Below are 22,913 nucleotides of genomic sequence, written 5' to 3'. Positions count from 1 at the left end.
CCTCTGCTTTCTTGGTTGTTTAGGCCCGGCCGTGCGAAATGCGCGATCGGCGTGCCAGCGAGTCGACGATGACGGCGACGGCAAGAACGGCCCCCGTGATCATGTAGCGAAGCGATGACGACAGATCGAGGAGCGTCAGACCGCTCGCGATCGACTGGATGACGATGATGCCGAGAAGGGCCGAATAGGCGCTGCCGCGCCCGCCGAACAGGCTGGTGCCGCCGATGACCGCCGCAGCGATGGCGTTGAGATTGACGTCGCCGGTGCCGGCCTGCTGACTGGCCGTCGCCAATCGCGCCGCCGAAAGCACGCCGCCGGTCGCGGCCAGCAGGGCGCACATGACGAAGGCGCTCGCATAGATGCGCGATACGTTGATGCCCGAGCGGCGGGCCGCCTCCCTGTTGCCGCCGACGGCATGCATGGAGCGTCCCCACTTCGTGCGGGTCAGCGCATAGTTCATCGCTGCGACGAGGCCGACGAAAAGTCCGAACATCCAGGGAATGCCGCGTGACTGGTTGAGATAGAAGGCGACCGTTTCCAGGGCGAGGGTAATGATGACGGCGCGCAGGAAGAGCCCGCTGGGGGATTTCGACGAAAGGCCGGCCGCTCGCCGGCGTGTCGCCGTTCGATAGCTCGCGGAGAAGAAGGCAAAGCCGGCAACTGCCACCAGCAGATAGGCGACCGGGTCGGGCATGACCATGATCTGACCGAAATTAACAAGCCAGGACCCATAGGGGAGATTGATCGAACCGGTTGCTCCGAGGATATAGAGCTGGAGGCCGAGAACCGCGAGCAGGCCGGACAGCGTGGAGACGAAGCTCGGCATCCCGAAGCGGTTGAACAGGAACGCGTAAAGCGAGCCGATCAGAGCGCCGACGATCATCGCGGCGAGCACCGCCGCGGCCACCGGCCAGCCCTGATTGACCCAGAAGACGCCGGTGAGCGCCGAGGCGAAGCCGCTGACCGAACCGACGGAGAGATCAATCTCGCCAACGATCAGAATGCAGACGATGCCGAGCGAGATGACGCCGACCGTCGAGCAATCGAACAGCATGTTGACGAGGTTGGCGCTGGAGAGAAACACCGGATTGAGGGCCTGGAAGACCGTCCAGATGATCGCCAGGCCGACAATGACAGGCAGCGAGCCGAGGTCGCCGGAGCGGATGCGGTCCCAGAAGGCGCGGACCGACCCGGCAAAGCTGTCGTCATGGCGCACTCTTTCGTCGCGCCGGTCGAGAAGCGCGGGTGTTGCCGGCTCGTTCCGAATGGTCTTCATCATGGCCTGCCCTCCTCATTCTCTGGGCTTTGCGCCTTGCGGCGCATCGCGCGGCGGGAGACGGAATTGTTGGATGCGCCGGTAATCGCGCTGACGAGCTCTTCATTGGATGCGTCGGGCATGAAGGTGCCGTTGTTGCGGCCGAGCCGAAGCACGACAATACGGTCGGCGACGGCCCGCACGTCCTCCATGTTATGGCTGATCATGATAACGCCGAGGCCGCGCTCGCGCACGCGCTCGATCAGATCCAGCACCTCGGCCGTCTGGGCAACGCCGAGTGCGGCCGTGGGTTCATCGAGCATGATCAGTTTCGGTTCGAGCAACAGCGACCGGGCGATCGCCACGGTCTGACGCTGGCCCCCGGATAGCGAGGCCACGGGCTCGCGCACGCTTGGGATTCGCGCGGAAAGTTCGTTCAGCAACTTCCAGGCGCGGATCTCCATCGCGACCTCGTCGAGCTGGAAGGGATTGAGCTCCTTGCCGAGAAAGATATTGGCGACGACATCGAGATTTTCACAAAGCGCCAAATCCTGGAACACGGTCGCAATGCCCAGATTGAGCGCCGCGCTGGGGCTCGATAAATCTGCCTGTTGACCCTCGAACAGGATGGTGCCCGAGGTCGGCTGGTGGACGCCGGCCAGAATCTTGACCAGTGTCGATTTGCCGGCGCCATTGTCGCCCACCAGCGCCACGACCTCGCCGGCATGCACGTCGAGGTCGATGTCGGTCAGCGCCGACACCGCTCCGAAATTCTTCGAAACTCCGCGCAGGCTGAGGACGGGCTGGTGCGAGTCAAAAGTGTGAGAGGTGTCAGACATCGCCTGGCCTTTCCGAAAAGCGAAGCGGAAGCGCGACCGATGGCGGCCGCGCTTCCCTGGCGGATTACTTGATAATGCCGAGCTTCTTGCAGCCGTCGGCGTAACGGCCGGTGCAGAGCTCCTCGGCGGTGTTGATCTTCTTGTCGATGATCTCGGCCTTCAGGTTCTCGGCGGTCACGACAGCCGGCACGAAAAGCTGCGCCGGCGTATCGTAAAGCGTCATCTCGGCCTTGATCGTCTCGCCTGCCAGGAGCTTCACGGCGACGTCGGCAGCGGCAGCAGCGACGATTTCGCTCGGCTTGGAGATCGTGTTGTACTGGTCCCCCGATATGATCAGTTGCAGCGCGGCGATCGTCGCGTCATTGCCGGTCACCGGCGGCACGGGATCGACGCCGGCTGCCTTGAAAGCGGCGATGGCGCCGCCGCCGGTGCCGTCATTGGCGGCGACGACGCCGACGATCTGCTTGCCGAAACGGGTGATCTGTCCGGCCGCCCATTGCTGGGCATTCGCCGGCTGCCAGTTCGGCGTATCGAATTCAGCAAGCGTCTTGTAGCCGCCGCTCGCCAGACCCTCGTGAATGCCGTCCTTGATCAGCCCGGCGGCGGCATCGGTCGGCGAACCGTTGATCTGCAGAATGCCGCCGCCGTCGGTCGGCACGTTCTTGGCTTTCAGATGCTTGACGAGCGATTCCGCAATCGCCTTGCCGATCGCTTTGTTGTCGAAGGAGACATAGAAATCGGCCTTGCCCTTCGGGATCGGACGGTCATAGGCGATGACCTTGACGCCCTGGCTCTGAGCGAGCTGAACGAGAGAGGCTGCCGCCGCCGAATCCACCGGGTCCAGCACGATGACCTTGGCGCCTTGGGTGATGGCCGAATTGAACTGTTGCTGCTGTTTGGCGATGTCGGCATCGGCATTCTGATAGATGACTTTGCAGGACGCACAAAGCTTCTTCATTTCGGCGACGAAGCCGGGGTGGTCGTGCTCTTCATAACGGGTTGAGCCCTGGTCGGGCATCAGGAACGCGACGGTTGCATCCGCAACTTTGCTTTGTGCAAAGGCGGACGTTCCGCCGAGCAAGGACAGCATAAGTGCCGCGGCGCCTGCCGCTTTTGTCGAAAATTTCATCATTTCCATCTCCTCCCATTGGAAAAAATCGTGTAGTGCGTGATTGCAGTGTTCTGCTGTGCCGTTCGGCTGAATGAGCGGCTGTGCCTGTCCCAGCGGTTTGCTGTTTCTGAGGACAAGCGTCTCCTCTCGCGAGCCGCTCCTCGCGCGCTCACGTCCAAGCCTGCGTCAGTTTTCGTTCCTCCTCCTTGTCCTCCCCTATTGCCGTCTTCGGCGGACCTTATGCCGCCTTCGCCACGTTGATATTGTCACCCAACAATCGCCGGAAGCGGGACGGCGTCATGCCTTTCTCCGCGAGGAACTGGCGGTTGAAGTTGGAGAGATTGTTGAAGCCAACCTCGAAGCAGATGTCGGTGATGGACGCATGGTCGTCGCTCATCAGGATCTGACAGGCGAGATTGATGCGCAGGCGTTTCACATATTGCACGAGCGACATGCCGGTGTGGCGGCGGAAAGCGCGTGAGAAGGCGCCTGTGGACTGCCCGGCGATCGCCGCAAGATCGGTTTCGTCGAAGGATTTCGTCAGATTCTCTCTGATATAAGCGAGCGCCTTGTTGATGCCGGCCGACATATAGCCCGAGGGGTCGGGCAGATAGCTGGGGCTTGCGAGAAGCTGGGCATCCTGCGACCGGCTGAGCAGCCCGACGATCATCATGAAGAGCTCGATACGGCGTACGCCCTGGGCCTGCTGCACCTCGTTCATTAAAGGCGCCACCTGCCGGCTGGTCTCAGTGCCGAAGAGCACGCCCCGGCGGGACGCTTCGAGGACCGGCTCGAAGGGATTGAGCTCGGGCAGCACCTTCATCGTGTCGCTGATAAAATTCTCACTGAACTGGATGAGCTGGCATCGAAGCGGAATACTCGATCCCTTCGGGACGTCGCTGATCCAGTTGTGAGGCAGATTGGGGCCGGCCAGCACCAGATTGCCGGGTTCGAACTCCCCGATGAAATCGCCGACGAAATAGCGTCCCGTGGTCGCCACGACGAGATGCAGTTCATATTCCGGATGAAAATGCCAGCGAACGGTGTGATAGGGATAACCATGCGCCTTCGTTGCGAAGGATTCGCCCGGTCTGATCTGAACGACTTCCAAGTCGGGTTCCATCGTTTCCTCCTCCAGGGGCGATTCTACGTCCGCCTGCCAAATTCCCTTTGGCTTTATTATTATGACGAGTGTAGTGGGCTCGCTTCATGCCCGCCACCACGATTCCCGGCCAAAACCGATACTTTTTTGATGATTGACGCTACGCCGGCAGCGCAAAGACGACGGCAATCTGAAATTCATCTCAGGCGGCCAGGGCGGCAATAACATTCCTGACCAGTGCAGCCGAAGACAGCCGGCTCGTGGCGCAGCTCGGGGCGCCGATGGCCCCGACACGCACGGAGACACCGCCGCGCGCATTGGCGATCGCAAACATCGACTCGTCGGTCAAATCATCCCCGATGGTAATCGGGCAGCGGTTCTTGAAAGGATCTGACTGAAAAAAGCGCTCCAGCGCATCGCCCTTGCTCGACCGTGCCGGTCGTAGCTCGAACACCCTTTTACCGAGCTGCAGCGCCCAGTTCGGTCCGGCAAGCTCCGCATAGTGGTGCATGCGCTCTTCAATGACTTTTTCATATTCCGGCGCCAGCCGGTAATGCGCGGCAACGGCTGCACCCTTATCCTCTATCAGAACACCCGGATAATGTTCGGCTTCGGCGGTCAATGCATGTTTCAGCGCCTGGAATTCGGGGGTCGCCTCGACCGTATGCATTCCGGCGGCGCTCCTGATCTCGGCGCCATGCAGGCCTGCGGTTGGAAACGCAAAGGGCTTGAACAGCTCGTCTGCATAGGCAAGCGAGCGCCCGGTGACCAGCGCCAAGGCGCCGCCGAGCTTGTTCGAGAGACGATGAAGGTGTCCGGGCAGGTCTTCTGGGACCTCAATCGCATCCGGCGTAGGCGCAAGGTTAAGCAGCGTTCCGTCGATGTCGAGAAACATCGCCCAGTGCTCCGGTTCCTCCAGCACCATTGAAAGCATTTCCTGCGTAGCGGCGTCGTTCTGCACGGCATTCTCCAAACTCTGCAATCATTGAAGCTAGGTCGCCGGCGGACGAGGGCAAGATGAGTTAATAAGCTCCGGAACATCCAGAGGCTGGTCGGCGTTTTATTTTGCCGCCTGTTCGACCCCTCGCGGCCGGAAAGGGACATCGATGGCCAAACGCAATCCGGAGCCCCGTGACGGGGCGAGTGCCCCATTAGCGCATGGCGCGATGGTCCTGCCGTTGGTAACGGTCGACGACTACAACAACGAACTGCGTGACAAGAACGGCTTCGTTGGCGACAACGCCAACAAGAAGACCTTTCAGCAGAAGCTTGAGGATTGGAGAAACCATGTCCGCAAGTTCGGAGACGATCCGCTCGGCAGGGTCGAGACGACGAAGCTTTCCAAGAAAAAGATCGAGTCTCTGCTGAAGGGAGACGACATGGAGGCCGCCGCACTGATCATGGGCGCGGTGGAGGACTTCGCACAGGATTTCGCCGAGGTCATCAAAAAATTCCTCAAGGACGAGCGCTGGTCCAAGACCGAGCGCATCGTCGTCGGCGGCGGCTTCAGGCAAAGCCGCTTCGGGGAGCTGACGATCGCCAGGACCATGGTTCTGCTCAAGGCGGCCGGTATCGATATCGAGGTCATCCCGATCGTCCACCATCCCGACGAGGCTGGACTGATCGGTTCCGTCCACCTCATGCCGTCCTGGATGTTCAAAGGCTATGAGGCGATGCTGGCCGTCGATATCGGCGGCACGAACGTCCGTGCCGGAATCGTCGAGTTCGGAAAGGAAAAAAAACCGCACTTTGCCGATGCGAGTGTCTGGGAATCAACCATCTGGCGTCACGCCGACGACGAGCCGAGCCGCAGTGCGACGATAGAAAGGCTGGCGGCGATGTTGCAGGAGCTAATCGATAAGGCAGAAAAGGCCAATCTGAAGCCGGCCCCGATCATCGGGATCGGCTGTCCCGGTATCATCAAAGCAGACGGTTCGATCGAACGCGGCGGACAGAACCTGCCAGGCGGCAATTGGGAAAGCGACAGCTTCAACCTTCCCGCAGCACTGATGAAGGCCATTCCCGCAATCGGCGATCACAGCACATTCGTGATGATGCACAATGACGCTGTCGTGCAAGGCTTGTCGCAGATCCCATTCATCGACGACGTATCGACATGGGCGGTGCTGACCATCGGAACAGGGTTGGGCAATGCCCATTTTACCAATCGAGAGGGAATGAAAGCGCGGTAGCCCCGACCAAGAGCGGGAAAGCGGCCGGCAACGCAATGATCATGTCGCCCCTCCTGCGCGTGGACCGCAAAATGGAGTCGGCCGGCGCTGTGTCCGCCTTATGGTAAACAACAGGTAAACAACGAGGAATTCCGTAGACGGAAGCAAATTCCCCCGTAGGTTCCGTTAGGCAGGAGATAATTTCTGGAGGAGCAGCTCGGCATAGGACCGTTTAACGATTTCGATCATACCTCTCGAGACATGATTCGCATAGCGCGAGCGTCTGCAATCCGTACAGTCGATAGTCACATGCGACTGTTCCCGTCTGCGCGCAGCTCAGCTGCGGCCGCTGTTCGCGACCCTGCAATACGCATGGTGCGAACAGAACACGGCCGTCGTATTCGCGTGTATGCCGTCGCATTGTCGCTGTCGCAAGCGCCATCTCGGGACCGATGCTTGATTGAGCCCCTCTCCTTTTTCGCCGCACATGGAAAAGATGGTGATAAAGTCGCCGGGCGGTTCTCCGCCGGTTCAAATTGCGCTTATCTCTCCTTCACGCAAGCTCACATGCAGACGAAAGATGGAAGATGAACTTCAAGGGAATAAGCGCTCCGCTCAACGCTGGCCGTCTCGAACAAATGCTCGGCCTTGCCCCGTCACGCCGCGATTCCGAATCCCAAGATGGAAATGTCAAGGCTTCCGGCGTCGAGCCCGTCCGCGGCTTGGAGGCGGAAAGCCTCTGCCGTTCCTCTGCCTATAAATAAGAAGCGGCATTTGCTTGGTCGATCTGTGCCAAGCGCAGTTACCCTGCGATGAGTCGGCGGTGGCTTTCACGTTCAATCGAGAATCTGCGGCGATCCGTCGGGCCGCCGCCGGCGATGTGGGGTCGGCGCCGTTGTCAGCTGACAATTGCGCTAAGATTCCGGAATTCCACGCTATTTTTTTGACGAATTCAGTTTGTTATATATTGGCTAACCAAGAAATCGCTTGACGGAATCGCCAGACTCACGATCATTTGCGCAAAATTGCCCGATTTATCAGGATTTGCGTGAATGCCGACCAAGGCCGCGATTGTTGAGAAAGCCAGAAGAGCGAGTCAAGTCTCGATCGACGAGACGATTGCGCAGGACTCGACGATGCTCAGCAGTCAACTCCAGGTGCTGTTCGAGCGGTTATTTTCGCCCGATGCCCGCAAATCGCTGCGGCGGTTCAGCAGCACCGAGGCCGCCAAGCTGCTCGGCGTCACCGACAGCTATGTTCGCCACCTCACCGCCCAGGTGGAAAGCATCAATCCCGAAAAGACGGCGGCCGGCCGCCGTGTCTTCTCGCTCGAAGAAATCCATGCGATGCGCCAGCATCTGGGGCGCACCAAACCCTCCTATCTGCCGACGCGCCGGCTGGGCGACCATCTGCAGGTGATCGCCGTCACCAATTTCAAGGGCGGATCCGGCAAGACGACAACGTCGATCCATCTGGCGCAGTTCCTGGCGCTGCGCGGCTATCGTGTGCTCGCCGTCGACCTCGACCCGCAGGCGTCGATGTCGGCGATGCTCGGATATCAGCCGGAGTTCGATGTCGGTGAAAACGAGACGCTCTACGGCGCCATCAAATATGACGAGACGCGCCGCGACGTTGCCGACATCGTCCGCCAGACCTATTTCCCCGGTCTCGATCTCATTCCGGGCAATCTCGAACTGCATGAGTTCGAGCACGATACCCCGAAGGCGCTGGCCGACAGCAATCGCGACGACAAAGACATGTTCTTCATGCGGGTCGGCAATGCGCTGCATTCGCTGGAACAGAGCTACGACGTCGTCATCATCGATTGCCCCCCTACCCTCGGCTTTCTGACGCTGTCTGCTCTCTGCGCTGCGACTGCCGTGCTGATCACCGTCCATCCACAGATGCTCGACGTGGCGTCGATGAACCAGTTCCTGACGATGACCTCCGACCTTCTGGCCGTCGTCAAGCAGGCAGGCGGCAATCTCGAATATGACTGGATGCGCTATCTGATCACCCGTTATGAGTCCAATGACGGTCCGCAGGCGCAGATCGTCGCCTTCCTGCGCAGCCTGTTCGGCGAGCGTGTGCTGACCTCGATGATGGTGAAGTCAACGGCGGTTTCGGACGCTGGCCTGTCCAAGCAGACGATCTACGAGGCGGGCCGCGAGACGATGCATCGCCAGACCTATGACCGCGGCGTCGAATCCGTCGACAATGTCAATGCCGAGGTCGAGCAACTCATCCGCAGTGCATGGAGCAGGACATGAGCCCAAAAGGTCGCGATATCCTGAAGAGCATGGTTGGCGCTGTCGAACCGGCACGGCCGGAGACGCCAAGCGCGCCGCCGCCGCATCGACCGTCGGGTGCGGTCAAGGCGATGAACCTGTCGCTGGGACGGTTGGGAGAGGAAGCAGCCGCCGCCAAGTCCCTGCGTGAGTCCCTCGCCTCTGGCGACAAAGTGCTGGAGATCGATGCGGCTGTCGTCGAAATGTCTTTTATCCGCGACCGCATCCCGGTCGACAGGGATCCTGAGTTCGAGCGATTGAAGCAGTCGATCCAGGAAAGCGGACAGCAGGTTCCAATCCTTGTGCGTCCGGACCCGGTAAAGGCTGGGCATTACCAGGCCGCCTATGGCCACCGGCGGTTGCGTGCGGCCGCGGAAATCGGTGTTCCCGTCAAGGCCGTCGTGCGCAAGCTCACGGATGAAGAGCTGATTCTCGCGCAGGGTCAGGAGAACGGCCCGCGTGTCGACTTGAGCTTCATCGAACGGGCGCTGTTTGCGCGACGCATGGATGAACATGGCTTCAGTCGCGACATGATTGCTCAGGCGCTGGCGACGGATAAACCGGAAACGTCACGGCTGCTGCAGGTGGCGCAGACGATCGATCCCGAGATCATTCTTGCCATCGGACCGGCGCCGAAGGTGGGGCGTCCCCGCTGGTTGGCCTTTGCCGAGAAATTCAGAGAGACAGGCGGGCGGAAGAAGGTGCAGGCCGCAATCGCAGGCGCCGCTTTCCAGACGCTGGAGAGCAATAGCCGCTTCGATGTCATCTGGAAGGCACTGGAGGAGAAGAGCGCGCCGCAGCGGATCGAGCAGACGCTGCGGACGCAAAGCGGCGGGACGCTTGCTTCGGTGAGCCGCTCGGGCAAGAGCTTTCGCATCACCGTCAAATCGGCGGCATTTTCGGAATTCCTGGCTCGGCGGTTGGCGGGCCTCGCCGCCGAATTCGAAGAGGAAAATGAGGGAAAATGAGGCAGTTAGACTAGTTGTCAGCTGACAATTTGGACAGGAGATAACGCGCAAAAGAAAAAAGCCCCCGAACGTCACCGTCACGGAAGCTTTCCTCGTAGTCTTGAACACCTCCGAGAATCGCACTTCCGAGAATCGCTGTCAAGAGTTTTTGACGCCGTTTAGGTGAGCGGATTTCTTTTGCCTCGTCGAGGTGGAAGAGATGGAAACCGGAAGTATATCGACGCCCTTTGGGCGGCGGTCGATGACGCTTGGAATGCTCGCAAACCAGGTTATGGCAGGTGAGATCAAGCCTGATCAGTCGGTCGACAAATGGAAACTGTTTCGTGCGCTGTGCGAAGCAAAGCCGCTGCTCGGCATCACCGATCGGGCGCTTGCGGTGCTCAATGCGTTGTTGAGCTTCTATCCGAAGAACGAACTGGCCCAGGAAAACGGCTTGATCGTCTTTCCGTCGAATGTCCAGCTGTCGCTCCGAACGCATGGCATGGCCGAACAGACGGTGCGGCGCCATCTTGCCGCACTTGTCGAGGCGGGGCTTCTGTTGCGCAAGGACAGTCCAAACGGCAAGCGCTATGTCCGCAGGGACAGGGCAGGGGAGGTCAACGAGGCCTTCGGCTTCTCGCTGGCGCCACTGCTTGCCCGGGCTGAGGAGATCGAGCAGCTCGCAGCCGAGGTGATGGCTGAGCGGCTGCACGTCCAGCGCTTGCGCGAACGCATCACCCTTTGCCGGCGTGACGTCGCGAAACTGATCGAAGCGGCTGTCGAGGAGGACGTGCCAGGGGATTGGCAGGGGCTGCACCAGGAATTTCGGGGCTTGGTCGAAAGCCTGCCGCGGTCGCCGACGACAGCCCAGGTCGAACAGCTGCTGGATGAATTGACAGCACTTCGCGCGGAGATACTCAACCGGCTGGAAATTCAGATTAAATCAGCAAAACAGCGCGGCAATGCCCATTATATCGAGCGTCACATACAGAATTCAAACCCCGAATCCACTTCTGAACTTGAACCGTGCTTCGAAACGAAGCAGGGCGCAGCGGCCGAGCAAGACAATGGGGGAGGGGCCGTGACGATGGAAGGGAAGAAGCACGAGGATGCCAAGATGATTAGGCCGGAGGAACGGCAAGGTGGGGGGCCGGGCGGTCGCCATGATGCCGGCGGACTGAAATCCTTCCCGCTTGGCCTGGTCCTGCAGGCCTGCCCGGAAATCCTGGCCTATGGGCCGAATGGCGTGATCGGCAACTGGCGCGAGCTGATGAGCGCCGCCGTCACGGTTCGATCGATGCTGGGCGTCAGTCCGTCGGCCTATGAGGAGGCGGCAAATGTCATGGGCGCTGAGAACGCCGCGACCGTGATGGCATGCATCCTGGAACGCGGCGGCCACATCAATTCAGCCGGCGGTTATCTTCGCGACCTGACGCGGAGAAGTGAAAAGGGAGAATTCGCGATCGGCCCGATGCTGATGGCGCTCCTGCGGGCAAATGCGCCGGCAGGCCGAAAGGCGGGATAGGTTTTCGGCGCTCGTCCGGGTCATCCATGCTCGGATGATCGCCGGGGGATGTCGAAGGAGAGGGGTATACCGAATGTTAGCGGATCAGCCGTCGTTCCAGAAACGACTGCATGTCGCGACGTCCGTCCGCCACGCAGTAGACGACGACGTCGGTGCCAATGATACGGTAGATCATGCGCCAAGGCTTGTGATGCAGTTCGCGGTATTCGGAGATACCAATGCTGGCCAGTTCCTTCGGAATATTTCCGCGTGTAGGGAATTCTCCGAGATCGGCGCAGGCGCTTTCGATTTCCGTCAGGATGCGCTCCGCCGTCTCGGCGCCGTCGCGGGCGGCAATGAAACGATAGAGATCTTCGACGTCGCGTTCCGCCTCCTCGGCGAGAAGAACACGGTAGCGCATCAGGACTGGTTGTCGGCCAGACGTTTGCGGATGCGCGCGAAGGCTTCCGATGCAGGGCGCAGTTTGCCTTCCTCGACCTCTCGATTGGTGAGCGCCAGCACCTTCAGCAGCGCCAGCGTCTCCTGCGTTTCTTCGTATTGGCCGACATCCTGAAGGATCGCTTTGGCTTCGCCGTGAAGGGTAATGACGATGGGCTGCGGATTGTCCTTTAGCGTCCGGATGATCTCGGGCGCATGCGCCTTGAGATAGCTGATCGGCTTTACCTGTTCTGACAGCTTCATACGACTACTCCATTTTGACCAGAATATAGATCATTAAATAGTCGATTGAAAGATCCACGCGCATGGCGGCCCGCATTCCCAGCACCTGAAGTTTCGTCTCCGCTACGGCTGCTTTTTTCCTCTCAATGTCCGCGAAAGAGAATGTCATTTCTTATAATGATGTTTGTCTACTGATTTTATAGAGTACAGATTGCAACCACTGAGCGGATCTTGGCGCATGACCTACCTCCTCAGCCTTCTCGACAAAAGCCCGATCGAACAAGGCCTATCCGCCGCCGACGCGTTGCGGGCGACGGTAAAGATTGCCGCCCGGGCCGAGGAACTCGGTTATCACCGTTTCTGGGTTGCCGAGCATCACAACATGTCCAATCTGGCGAGTTCGGCGCCGGAGGCGCTGATAGCCTATCTTCTCGCCAGGACATCGAGGATCCGGGTCGGCTCCGGCGGAGTGATGCTGCAGCACTACAGCGCCTACAAGGTTGCCGAGACGTTCAATCTCCTGGCATCGCTTGCGCCTGGGCGCGTCGATCTCGGCGTCGGCAAGGCACCGGGCGGCTTTCCGCTGTCGACGCGCGCCTTGCAGAATGCCGTCGATCCGTCCAGGAAGCCGGATTTTGCGAGCCAGCTTTCCGACCTCAACACCTATCTCGCGGCCGATCCCAGTTACGACGGTGCGCAGGCGACTCCGTTCCCGCCGATGGCTCCGGAGCGCTTCCTGCTCGGCGCCAGCGTCGAGAGCGCCGAACTCGCCGCCGAGAAGGGATGGGATCTCGTCTTCGCCGGCCATCTGAACGGCGATCCGGAAAATCTGCGCAGAACCTTCGAGGCCTATGAGCGGGCATCGGGCGGCAAGCGGCCGATCCTGGCGCTCGCTGTCTTTGCGGCCGAAAGCGAGGATTATGCCCGCGAGCGGATCGGCGAGCTGCGCATCGTCAAGCTGTTCCTGCCGAACGGCCAGACCGTCAACGTCGGCAGCGAGGAGCAGGCGGCCGAATTTGCGCGGCAGGCCGGCGTCACCGAATACCGCATTGAGGAGAGGGTGCCGAGCGTGCTGCACGGCACGGCAAAGCAGATCCGCACGGAACTGGACGAACTTCACCGCCGCCACGGCGTCAAGGAATTCGTGCTCGACACGCCGGCGCTTTCGGCCGCCGAGCGCCTCGCCTCTATCGAGCTGCTCGCTGCCGAGCGGCTTTCCCTCGTTGCCTGACCTTTCCAAGGAGGATCGATCCCATGGCTCAGAAACGCGTCACGTTCGGCATTATGTTGCAAGGCCCCGGCGGTCACATGAATGCCTGGAAACATCCAAGCGGACCGGCCGATGCCAGCGTCAATTTCGAGTTCTTCGTGACGACGGCGCGCAAGGCGGAGGCAGCGGGCATCGCTTTCGCCTTTGTCGCCGACGGGCTTTATATCAACGAGCAGTCGATCCCGCATTTCCTCAACCGGTTCGAGCCGATCGCCATTCTCTCGGCGCTGGCGGCTTCGACCTCGAGGATCGGCCTCGTCGGCACGGTCTCCACCTCCTACAGCGACCCCTTCACCATAGCCCGCCAGTTCGCTTCGATCGATCTTATCAGCGGCGGTAGGGCAGGGTGGAATGCGGTGACTTCGCCACTCGAGGGTTCTGGGCGAAATTACAGCCGTGAACATCCCGAGCACGAGCTGCGCTACGAGATCGCCGAGGATTATATCGATGCGATCAAGGGTCTCTGGGATTCCTGGGACGACGACGCTTTCGTGCGCAATCGCGAGACCGGCGTTTTTGTCGACAAGGCGAAGATGCATCGCCTCAACCATAAGGGCCGATTCTTCCGCATCGAGGGGCCGCTCAATATCGGCAGATCGAAACAGGGCCAGCCGGTGGTCTTCCAGGCGGGCGCTTCGGATTCCGGCATCAGGCTTGCCGGCAAACATGCCGACGCCGTCTTCACCAATGGCGGGCCGTTCGAAGAGGCTCGAGGCTTCTATCGTCAGCTGAAGGATAGCGTCATCGCGCATGGACGGCCTGCGGCGGAAGTCGGCGTCTATCCGGGCATCGGTCCGATCATCGGCAAAACGGCCGAGGAAGCGGAAGCCAAGTACCAGGCGATCCGCAATCTCGTCACGATCGAGGAGGCGCTCCTCTATCTCGGCCGCTTCTTCGATCATCATGATTTCAGCGTCTACCCGCTCGATGAGCCGTTCCCCGAGCTTGGTGATATAGGCAGGAACAATTTTCGCGCCACCACCGACCGCATCAAGAGGACGGCGCGCGAGAAGGGGCTGACGCTCCGCCAGGTCGCGCTCGATTCCGCGACGCCGCGCACCGCCTTCATCGGCACGGCCGAGCATATTGCCGATGAGATCATCCGCTGGGTGGATCACGGCGCCGCCGACGGCTTCATTCTCGGCTTTCCCGTCATCGCTGAAGGCTTTGCGGATTTCGCCGAGCACGTCCTGCCGATCCTGACCGCGCGCGGCTATTTCGATCCGGTCCTAAAGGGCAAGACGCTGCGCGATCATCTGGGCCTGCCCTTCCGGGAAAGCCGGTATGCGGCCGGCGCCGATCAGGTCGAGCAGGGAAGGGCTGTCGGCGCTTGAGGTGCCGAGCGAACCGCCATGGACACCATCGCTCAGAACACCCGCAGCAATGATCCGATCGAAAAGGGCATCGCCGCCTGTCTCGATGAGATCATCGCGCTTCGCCGCGATCTGCACCAATATCCGGAGCTGGCCTTTCAGGAGTTGAGGACCAGCAAGCTCGTGGCATCCCGCCTTTCCTCCTGGGGGTACGAGGTGGCGACAGGCATTGCCGGCACCGGCATCGTCGCCACCCTCAGACGCGGCGAAGGCGGGAAGCGGATCGCCATCCGCGCGGATATGGACGCGCTGCCGATCGAGGAGGCGACCGATCTTGCCTATGCCAGCAGCAATCCCGGCGTCATGCATGCCTGCGGCCATGACGGGCATACCGCGATCCTGCTGGCCGCCGCTCGCTATCTCGCCGAAAGCGGCAATTTCAGCGGCACGCTCAGGCTGATCTTCCAACCCGCCGAGGAAATCGGCGCCGGCGCCCGCAAGATGATCTCGGAAGGGTTGTTCGAACGATTTCCTGTCGATGCTGTCTTCGGACTGCACAACTGGCCGGGCATTCCGGCGGGCCAGTTCGGCTTCGTCACCGGTCCGGCCATGGCGTCTGTCGACCAGGCGGTCATCAGGATCGTCGGTAAGGGCGGTCACGGCGCTGAACCGCACCGCGCCGTCGATCCGGTGCTGGCTTCGGCTTCCTTCATCACCGCATTGCAGAGCGTCGTCTCCCGCAATGTCGATCCGCAGGATATGGCAGTCGCCACTGTCGGCTCGATCCATGCCGGCTCCGCCTCGAATGTCATCCCCGAGAGCGTGGAGATGAAACTCACCATGCGGGCCTTCAGCGAGGAGGTTCGCCAGCTGCTGCAAGAGCGCATTCCGGCCCTTGCCCGCGCCCAGGCCGAAAGCTTCGGCGCCGAGGCGGATGTGAATTATCGCCTCGGTTTTCCGGCGCTGATCAATCACGCCAAGGAAACGGCATTTGCCCGCGATGTCGCTTACGACGCGCTCGGTCTCGCGGCGATCGAGAAGGACTTCCGTCCACGAACCGCAAGCGAGGATTTCGCCTTCATGCTGCAGGCCAATCCCGGCAGCTACCTCTTCGTCGGAAACGGCGACAGCGCGCCTCTCCACAGCGCCCATTACGATTTCAACGACGCGATCATCGCGCCCGCCGCCCGCTACTGGGTCCGGCTCGCCGAAACCTTCCTCACTGACGACAACGGGTGACGAACGACATGAGCGACACGTTTCTCTATACGACCCCTCTCGATCCCCACGCCAAGCCGTTGATTGAGGAACTGATTCACGAATATGACAGCCGCTACGGCACCTACTTCAATGCCGAAGGTGCTGCGGCCGAGCTCAACCGCTATCCTCCCGAAGCCTTCGCGCCGCCTCACGGCAATTTTCTCCTGTTGATCCGGGATGGTGAAACCATCGGCGGCGGCGCTTTCAAGCATTACGACAATCGCACCGCCGAGTTCAAACGCATCTGGACACGCTCGGACCTGCGCCGCCAGGGCCTTGCCCGCAAGGTGCTGGTGGAGCTGGAGGCTCAGGCGGCCCGCCAAGGTTATACGAGGATTTATCTGACGACCGGTTTCCGCCAGCCCGAGGCCGTCGGCCTCTACCTGAACTACGGCTACACCGCTCTCTTCGACACATCAGCCGATCCCGAGACCTACAAGAGCCTGCCCTTCGAGAAGGACATCACCCATCTCGGTCCGCCGGTCTTCGGAGCCGAGGCGGCCGAACCGCGCCTGCGCGTGGCCGGCGCAAATCTCTGACAAGACGATAATCACAAAGGGAAGCAAGAATGGCACTGACGACGGATTTCGCGGGCATTGAGACCGGCAGCAGAACGGCAGAACTCAGGCAGGAATATTCCCGTTATCGCATCGTGCCGGCGCGCCACCCCGAGCGGCTGGCGGGCACGATATTCGCGTCCGTCGTCATCATCGCCGTGCTCTATTCCACCTTCACCAATCCGCGCTGGGGTTGGGGCGTCTTCGCCGAATGGTTCTTCGCCGAGCCGGTGCTCGTCGGCCTGGGCAGGACGTTGCTTCTGACCGCGCTTGCCGCCATATCGGGCTCTATCCTCGGAACGGCCCTCGCGCTCGCCCGTGTCTCCAAGTCGCCGCTGCTATCGGGCCTTTCCTGGGGCTATATCTGGCTGCTGCGCTCGATACCGATGATCGTGCTGCTGCTGATATTGAACAATCTCGGCTATCTCTACGAAACGATCAGGATCGGCGTTCCGTTCACCGATACGGTCTTCTTCGACTATCCTACCGTGCAGCTGCTGACGCCCTTCGCCGCTGCCTATCTCGGCCTCACGCTCAACCAATCGGCCTTCTTCGCCGAGATCGTCCGCGGCGGGATTCTGTCGGTGGATCACGGGCAATTGGAAGCCGCCGCTGCACTCGGCCTGCCGCGCCGCCGTCAGGCCTTCCGCATCGTGTTGCCGCAGGCCATGCGCTCCATCCTGCCGACCGGGTTCAACGAGCTCATCGGATTGGCGAAGAGCACGTCCGTCGTCTATGTGCTGGCGCTGCCGGAGCTGTTCTACACCGTCCAGGTGATCTACCGCCGTAATCTCGAAGTCATTCCGCTGCTGATGGTCGCGACCGTCTGGTATCTGATCATCATGACCGTGCTGTCGATCGCCCAGCACTATATCGAGCGTTATTTCTCCAGAGGCGCCGTACGCAATCCGACGCCGCTGCCTTTCCAGGCATTTTTCGAACGCTTCCGTCGTCCGCTGCCGGTGCTGGATAGCGCAGCCGACAAGGTGCGCAATCTCGGTTTCCATGATGCCGAGGCTCTCCGGGCAGGCGGTGCGGTGCGCATCCATGGCATTTCGAAAAGTTTCGGCTCGCTGAAGGTGCTCCACGATGTCGAGCTCAACCTGCCCGCCGGCAGCGTGACCGCCATTCTCGGCCCCTCCGGTTCGGGTAAGTCGACGCTGCTGCGGTCGATCAATCACCTGGAGCGTGTCGATGAGGGCTTCATCTCCGTCGACGGCGAGTTTGTCGGTTATAGCAGGAAGGGCGACACGCTCTACGAGCTCAAGGAGAAGGATATCCTCAAACGCCGCGCCGATATCGGCATGGTCTTCCAGAGCTTCAATCTCTTCCCGCATCTGACCGTGCTCGAAAACTTGACCGAGGCGCCGATCGAGGTTCGTGGCGTCGATCGTGAGGAAGCTGTGCAGCTGGCGCAGGAGCTGCTGGCACGCGTCGGTCTCAGCGACAAGATCAATGCCTATCCGCGCCAGCTCTCCGGCGGCCAGCAGCAGCGTGTGGCGATCGCCCGGGCGCTGGCGCTCCGCCCCAAGGTTCTGCTCTTCGACGAACCGACCTCCGCACTCGATCCGGAACTCGTCGGTGAGGTGCTCGACGTCATCAAGGAGCTCGCCCGCACCGGAACGACGCTCGTCATCGTTACCCACGAAATCGGCTTTGCCCGCGAAGTCGCCGATACGGTCGTCTTCATGGAAAGCGGCCGCATTCTGGAGGTCGGTCCGCCGGCCCGGATCTTCACGCAAGCGGAGCACCCCCGAACGCGCGAATTCCTCGCCAAGGTTCTCTAGCGCCTGATAGCGCTGGTGAAATGCCGGGCCGCGACGGGCTGCTCCGGTCGAATGACAATAACCGCAACCTTAAGATGAAATGGAGAAGGGGCGTGGCATTTACAGATAGAGTAAGGCTTCTCATAGCGGGAGCCGTCGCCATTGGCGCGATCGGTTTCGGTTCCGCTCAGGCGCAGCAGAAGTTCGATCTAAGCCCCGAACAGCCGAACCGGCTGCGGGTGGAAAAGAACGAGAAGCGCATCGCTGAAATCAAGGACTTCAAGTTCGTCGAGAACGGCGTCTTCACCGTCGGCATCAGCTCGAGCGGCAATCTGCCGCTCCATGACTATGCCTCAGACTCCAAGACGGTCATCGGTTATGACGTCGATCTGGCGCAGGCGATTGCCGACAGCCTGGCCCTGAAGCTCAACCTCGTTTCCGTCGCATGGGCCGATTGGCCGCTGGGGCTCACCTCCGGCAAGTTCGATGCGGTGATCTCGAACGTGACTGTCACGGAAGAGCGCAAGGAAAAGTTCGATTTCTCGACCTACCGCAAGGATGAGCTCGGTTTCTACGTCAGGGCCGACAACCCGATCACGTCGATCAAGGAGCCAAAGGATATTGCCGGCCTGAAGGTCATCACCGATGCCGGCACCAATCAGGAGAAGATCCTGCTGGAATGGGACCGGCGGAATGTTGCGGCCGGCCTCAAGCCGATCGAGGTGCAGTATTACGACGACAATGCGGTGAAGGACCTCGCCGTGCAGTCCGGCAGGGCCGATGCTGTCTTCAGCGTCAACGCCACCCAGGCCTATGCGGCTGGAATCAACGGCAAGACCAAACTTGTCGGCACCGTCAGCGGCGGCTGGCCGATCACGGCCGAGATCGCCGTCACCACGCGCAAGGGCAGTGGTCTGGCGGCGCCCGTCACCAATGTCGTCAACGACCTGATTGCCAGCGGCGCCTACAAGAAGATCCTCGACGCCTGGAATCTCGGTCCCGAGGCGATCGACAAGGCCCAGACCAATCCGCCCGGCCTGCCGAAGAGTGGTTCGTAATCTTTACGGGACGGACGGCCGTTCGAGCCGGTCCGTCCCTGCCTTGCACTGCAAACGGAGACATACCGAACGTGGCGAGTTTTCTTGATATCCGCAGCTTTTTCTTCGCGGCGCTGACGGCAGCCTTGACCGGCCTCAGTGCAGCCCATGCGGCCGATGATTTCGACCTGAGCCCGCAGCAGCCGGGCAGGCTTCATGCAGCCAGGAACAATGCGGCGATCGCCGCAATCCCCAGGGATTTCAAGTTCGTCAAACCGGGCAAGTTCACCATCGCCGTCAGCCCCGGCGGGCCGCCGCTTGCGACTTACGCCACCGATGCCAAGACCGTGGTCGGCGCCGATCCCGACTATGCCTATGCGATCGCCGACAGCCTCGGCCTGACGCTGGAGATCGTGCCGGTCGCCTGGATCGACTGGCCGCTCGGGCTCACATCGGGCAAATATGATGCCGTCATCTCCAATGTCGGCGTGACCGAGCAGCGCAAGGAGAAGTTCGATTTCTCCACCTATCGCCAGGGTCTGCACGGTGTCTTCGTGAAAGCTGATAGCCCGATCACCTCGATCAAGGAGCCGAAGGATGCGGCGGGCCTCAGAATCATCGTCGGTGCCGGCACCAACCAGGAGCGTATCCTGATCAAGTGGAGCGAAGAGGACGTCGCCGCGGGCCTGAAGCCGATCGAGCTGCAATATTACGACGACGAGGCGGCAAGCCTTCTCGCGCTGCGTTCCGGTCGGGCCGATGTCATCGTCCAGCCGCACGCGCAGCTCGTCTTCATCGCGGCGCGTGACAAGAACATCAAGCGGGTGGGCACGCTGAGCGCCGGCTGGCCGGATCGATCGGACGTCGCCATCGCCACCCGCAAGGGAAGCGGACTCGCCGATGCGCTGACTATCGCCACCAATGGCCTGATCAAGGATGGCACCTATGCGAGGATTCTCGCTCACTGGCATCTTTCCGAGGAAGCTCTCCCGGCATCCGAGACCAATCCGCCCGGCCTGCCGAAATATTGATTGCGGGAAGCAGGTCATGAGCGGCGGCAATATATCCATTAGCCATATCGGCTTCCTCACCCCCGGCAACTATTCCGATGATGATCCCTTGTCGGGATTGGAGCAGACGCTCCAGCAACTGCACTATGGCGAGGCGCTTGGCTTCGACAGCGCCTGGGTCCGCCAGCGCCACCTGGAGCCGGGGATCTCGTCCGCCAGCGCCTTTCTTTCGGCCGCCACCCAGCGCACCAGCCGGATCGAGCTCGGAACGGCGGTCATTCCGATCGGCTATGAAAGCCCGTATCGGCTGGCCGAGGACCTTGCGACGGTCGATGTTCTCTCGCGCGGGCGGCTGAATATCGGCGTCAGCGCCGGCCGGCCGCTGCATGCCGAGCTGATCGGTCCGCTCGCCTTCGACGGCGACTGGACGCGTTACGATTTCTCGCATGATCGCGTGCTGCGCTTTGCCGACAATCTGCGCGGTGCCTATCTCGGCGACGACGCGACCTTCATCAAGACGCCCTTCGGCCCGCAGCGGCCGCGCCTGCAGCCCTATGCCAAAGGTCTGATCGACCGGATCTGGTATGGCGGCGGGTCGCAGCGCTCGGCCGACTGGGCCGGCCGCAACGGCTTTAACCTGTTGACGGGCAATGTGATAACGGGGGAGGGGACCGACGATTTCTTCGTTGCCCAATCCACGCTCATTAAAACCTATCGCGACTCTGGAACGCAGCGCCGCGTCGCGCTCGGCCGCGTCATCGTGCCTTTCGACAGCGCCGATGCGCCAACGCGCCGCCGCTACCGCGATTATGCCGACGGCCGCCATCAGCGGACGCTTTCGCCACAGGGCGAGCGGCGTACCTTGTTCGCCTGCGATATTGTCGGCACATCGGAGGAAATTTTGGAGCGGCTTTTCGCCGATCCGATCCTTCCAGAGGTCAGCGAGTTGCGGCTGGAGCTCCCTTACGAGTTCGAGCACGAGGAATATCGCCAGATCCTCCACGACTTCGCCACCAGAATCGCCCCGGAGCTCGGATGGAAAGCGCAGCCGGGAATTCGGACTGCTTCCTGATTGGCCGTCGGCAGACAACGTCCCATTCGCCATCAAACAATCATCTCAGCAGGAGCATTCGTCAGTGACCAAATCGGTGGAATATTTCTTTTCGATCGGCTCGCCCTGGTCGCACATCGGCTTCGATGCCTTTACCGAACTGGCGGCGAAGAATGACGTCGTCGTCACGCCTTATCTGACGACGGTGGTCGAGGAGAATGGTGGCATCTTCTCGCGCAACCGGCCGGAGATCCGCCGCGCCTACTGGACGCGGGACCTCAAACGCTGGGCGCGTGTGCGCGGCAAGGAACTGCTGCTCGAACATCGGCCGGAGCTGAGCGATCCGACGCCGGCCTCCCTCTTCGTGATCGCCGCCTATCTCGACGGGCAGGATTGGATTGGCATTGCCCGCGCCCTGCAGCATGCTTTCTGGAGCGAGGCCAGGGATATCGGCAAGGCTGATATACGCGAGGCGATCGTTACATCAGCAGGTTTCGATGGCGCAGCGCTTCTCAGGCGCCAAGCCGACGACGACGTTCAGAACAAGTGGTCGGCAGACCGGGTGCATGCGCGCGACAGCGGCGTCTTCGGTTTTCCCAGTTATATCTATGACGGGGAGCTCTATTGGGGCCAGGACAACTTGCCCTTCCTCGAGCGTCATCTGCGCGGCGACAGACCGTAGACTAAAAGGCGAATCTTTTTTCAATCGAACCCCGAAGGAGAGATGCACATTCCTTTAATCGAGTAATTTTATAGACAATATTTGAAGCAACCACAGAGAGGAAAAACCATGTCAGGTTTCAAACTCGTCGGCATTGCCGGCAGCTTCAACCGCCCATCGAAGACATTGGCGCTCGTCCGGCATGTCGCCGAACGCGCCAGCATCAGATACGGCTTTTCGAGCAAAACCTATGATCTGCACGATGTCGGTCCGTCTCTGGGCGGCGCGCTGTGGCGCAAGGACCTTGACGAGCAGGCCAAGCGTGTCGTCGACGAGATCGTAAGGGCCGATGTGCTGATTATAGGTTCGCCGACTTACAAGGGCTCATACCCCGGCCTTTTCAAGCACCTCATCGATCTGATCGATCCGCAGGAGCTTCGCGCGAAGCCGATCATCATTACAGCAACCGGCGGCGGCGACCGGCATGCCTTGATGGTCGAGCATCAGCTTCGGCCGCTGTTCGGTTTCTTCATGGCCCATACGCTGCCGACGGCCGTCTATGCGTCCGACCGTGATTTTGCGGATTACGCGGTCTCATCCGATGCGCTTTCGAACCGCATCGACGAAGTGGTCGGCGAATTGTCGGCCTTCTTTCCAGAGGCAAGACCGGCAGTAGCGGCGGCCGAATAAGGCGGGTCACGAAATTCGTTCTCAGGAGGCAGCGATGAATGATGCAGGCCCGCCGGGATCAAGCGAACAAATCTGGAGTGTCTTTGACTTTGCCCGCCGATATCGGCTGGCCAAGCGCGAGGAAAACCGCCTGCTTATGCTCTACGGGCCGACTGCATCGCTGCGCGATCTTCTCGCCAATGCGCAACGTCATTCGTTGATTCCCCAACCTACCAGTTCCTGACAGGAGGTTCGCATGAAGCTTGATTTCCATCTCTGGCTGAAGGCTGCGATCGCCCGCTTCCAGCGCCAGCTGCGAAAGCCTGCAGACGCAACGGTCACCTGCGACGAGCTGCAGGAACGGTCGGCGCGCGAATACGAGCTTCACTATTGGGGCGCGATGCCTGGACTTTGGTATTGA

General features: G+C 60.9%; 23 protein-coding genes. 16 read left to right on the top strand and 7 right to left on the bottom strand.

Annotation, left to right across the window (positions count from 1 at the left end; genetic code table 11):
* Positions 1–19: 19 nt before the first annotated feature.
* From B5E41_RS14065 to otsB, 5 genes are all read right to left on the bottom strand, one after another.
* Complete coding sequence (locus B5E41_RS14065) at positions 20–1,279, bottom strand: sugar ABC transporter permease (RefSeq protein ID WP_088394488.1); 1,260 nt, start codon at positions 1,277–1,279, stop codon at positions 20–22.
* The gene (locus B5E41_RS14060) at positions 1,276–2,094 is read right to left on the bottom strand and encodes an ATP-binding cassette domain-containing protein (protein ID WP_088394486.1); all 819 of its coding nucleotides are present in this window, start codon (positions 2,092–2,094) and stop codon (positions 1,276–1,278) included. The genes B5E41_RS14065 and B5E41_RS14060 overlap by 4 nt, the downstream gene beginning before the upstream one ends.
* Positions 2,095–2,158: 64 nt before the next feature.
* Positions 2,159–3,232, bottom strand: coding sequence for an ABC transporter substrate-binding protein (locus tag B5E41_RS14055; RefSeq protein WP_176439391.1), 1,074 nt, complete (start codon positions 3,230–3,232; stop codon positions 2,159–2,161).
* Between the two features lie 211 nt (positions 3,233–3,443).
* Complete coding sequence (locus tag B5E41_RS14050) at positions 3,444–4,328, bottom strand: helix-turn-helix domain-containing protein (RefSeq protein ID WP_088394484.1); 885 nt, start codon at positions 4,326–4,328, stop codon at positions 3,444–3,446.
* Between the two features lie 181 nt (positions 4,329–4,509).
* Positions 4,510–5,289 (bottom strand): trehalose-phosphatase, encoded by a 780-nt coding sequence (gene otsB, locus B5E41_RS14045; protein WP_176439390.1) that lies wholly within the window; start codon positions 5,287–5,289, stop codon positions 4,510–4,512.
* A gap of 124 nt (positions 5,290–5,413) precedes the next feature.
* Between otsB and B5E41_RS14040 the strand changes: the two genes are divergently transcribed.
* From B5E41_RS14040 to repC, 4 genes are all read left to right on the top strand, one after another.
* Positions 5,414–6,499, top strand: a complete 1,086-nt coding sequence (locus B5E41_RS14040; RefSeq protein WP_088394480.1) for an ROK family protein — start codon at positions 5,414–5,416, stop codon at positions 6,497–6,499.
* Between the two features lie 1,031 nt (positions 6,500–7,530).
* Positions 7,531–8,748, top strand: coding sequence for a plasmid partitioning protein RepA (gene repA, locus B5E41_RS14035; protein WP_088394478.1), 1,218 nt, complete (start codon positions 7,531–7,533; stop codon positions 8,746–8,748).
* Positions 8,745–9,734, top strand: coding sequence for a plasmid partitioning protein RepB (gene repB, locus B5E41_RS14030; RefSeq protein ID WP_088394476.1), 990 nt, complete (start codon positions 8,745–8,747; stop codon positions 9,732–9,734). Before repA ends, repB begins: the two co-directional genes overlap by 4 nt.
* A 199-nt stretch (positions 9,735–9,933) precedes the next feature.
* A complete protein-coding gene (gene repC / locus B5E41_RS14025; RefSeq protein ID WP_088394474.1) occupies positions 9,934–11,238 on the top strand; it encodes a plasmid replication protein RepC in 1,305 nt (434 codons plus the stop codon).
* A 76-nt stretch (positions 11,239–11,314) separates the two neighbouring features.
* Here the strand turns inward: repC and B5E41_RS14020 are convergent, their stop codons facing one another.
* Positions 11,315–11,638: a type II toxin-antitoxin system RelE/ParE family toxin gene (locus tag B5E41_RS14020; protein WP_088394472.1), complete on the bottom strand. Its 324-nt coding sequence runs from the start codon at positions 11,636–11,638 to the stop codon at positions 11,315–11,317.
* Positions 11,638–11,919 (bottom strand): type II toxin-antitoxin system Phd/YefM family antitoxin, encoded by a 282-nt coding sequence (locus tag B5E41_RS14015; RefSeq protein WP_088394470.1) that lies wholly within the window; start codon positions 11,917–11,919, stop codon positions 11,638–11,640. Before B5E41_RS14015 ends, B5E41_RS14020 begins: the two co-directional genes overlap by 1 nt.
* A gap of 217 nt (positions 11,920–12,136) precedes the next feature.
* Between B5E41_RS14015 and B5E41_RS14010 the strand changes: the two genes are divergently transcribed.
* The 12 genes from B5E41_RS14010 (at position 12,137) to B5E41_RS31680 (ending at position 22,913) form a co-directional block, all read left to right on the top strand.
* Complete coding sequence (locus tag B5E41_RS14010; protein WP_088394468.1) at positions 12,137–13,129, top strand: LLM class flavin-dependent oxidoreductase; 993 nt, start codon at positions 12,137–12,139, stop codon at positions 13,127–13,129.
* A 23-nt stretch (positions 13,130–13,152) separates the two neighbouring features.
* Positions 13,153–14,502: an LLM class flavin-dependent oxidoreductase gene (locus B5E41_RS14005; RefSeq protein WP_088394466.1), complete on the top strand. Its 1,350-nt coding sequence runs from the start codon at positions 13,153–13,155 to the stop codon at positions 14,500–14,502.
* 18 nt (positions 14,503–14,520) lie between these two features.
* Positions 14,521–15,720, top strand: coding sequence for a M20 aminoacylase family protein (locus tag B5E41_RS14000; protein WP_088394464.1), 1,200 nt, complete (start codon positions 14,521–14,523; stop codon positions 15,718–15,720).
* Positions 15,717–16,280: a GNAT family N-acetyltransferase gene (locus B5E41_RS13995; protein WP_088394462.1), complete on the top strand. Its 564-nt coding sequence runs from the start codon at positions 15,717–15,719 to the stop codon at positions 16,278–16,280. Before B5E41_RS14000 ends, B5E41_RS13995 begins: the two co-directional genes overlap by 4 nt.
* A gap of 29 nt (positions 16,281–16,309) precedes the next feature.
* Complete coding sequence (locus B5E41_RS32575; protein ID WP_088394460.1) at positions 16,310–18,085, top strand: amino acid ABC transporter permease/ATP-binding protein; 1,776 nt, start codon at positions 16,310–16,312, stop codon at positions 18,083–18,085.
* A 92-nt stretch (positions 18,086–18,177) separates the two neighbouring features.
* The gene (locus B5E41_RS13985) at positions 18,178–19,122 is read left to right on the top strand and encodes an ABC transporter substrate-binding protein (protein ID WP_088394458.1); all 945 of its coding nucleotides are present in this window, start codon (positions 18,178–18,180) and stop codon (positions 19,120–19,122) included.
* Between the two features lie 89 nt (positions 19,123–19,211).
* Positions 19,212–20,132: an ABC transporter substrate-binding protein gene (locus B5E41_RS13980; protein ID WP_425350132.1), complete on the top strand. Its 921-nt coding sequence runs from the start codon at positions 19,212–19,214 to the stop codon at positions 20,130–20,132.
* Positions 20,133–20,148: 16 nt separating this feature from the next.
* A complete protein-coding gene (locus B5E41_RS13975; protein WP_088394454.1) occupies positions 20,149–21,183 on the top strand; it encodes an LLM class flavin-dependent oxidoreductase in 1,035 nt (344 codons plus the stop codon).
* A 64-nt stretch (positions 21,184–21,247) separates the two neighbouring features.
* The gene (locus tag B5E41_RS13970) at positions 21,248–21,844 is read left to right on the top strand and encodes a 2-hydroxychromene-2-carboxylate isomerase (RefSeq protein ID WP_088394452.1); all 597 of its coding nucleotides are present in this window, start codon (positions 21,248–21,250) and stop codon (positions 21,842–21,844) included.
* 108 nt (positions 21,845–21,952) lie between these two features.
* Entirely contained in the window at positions 21,953–22,513 is a 561-nt protein-coding gene (msuE, locus tag B5E41_RS13965; protein WP_088394450.1) for an FMN reductase, read from the top strand.
* Between the two features lie 34 nt (positions 22,514–22,547).
* A complete protein-coding gene (locus B5E41_RS13960) occupies positions 22,548–22,736 on the top strand; it encodes a hypothetical protein (RefSeq protein WP_088394448.1) in 189 nt (62 codons plus the stop codon).
* Between the two features lie 12 nt (positions 22,737–22,748).
* Positions 22,749–22,913 carry a hypothetical protein gene (locus tag B5E41_RS31680; protein WP_176439389.1) on the top strand — a complete coding sequence of 55 codons (165 nt, stop codon included), beginning with the start codon at positions 22,749–22,751 and terminating at the stop codon, positions 22,911–22,913.

This window comes from Rhizobium esperanzae (genome assembly GCF_002204185.1).
In the GTDB taxonomy this organism is placed as follows: Bacteria; Pseudomonadota; Alphaproteobacteria; order Rhizobiales; family Rhizobiaceae; genus Rhizobium; species Rhizobium esperanzae.
Note: the sequence above shows the minus strand (reverse complement) of the source record. Positions and strands in the feature narration are given on the sequence as shown.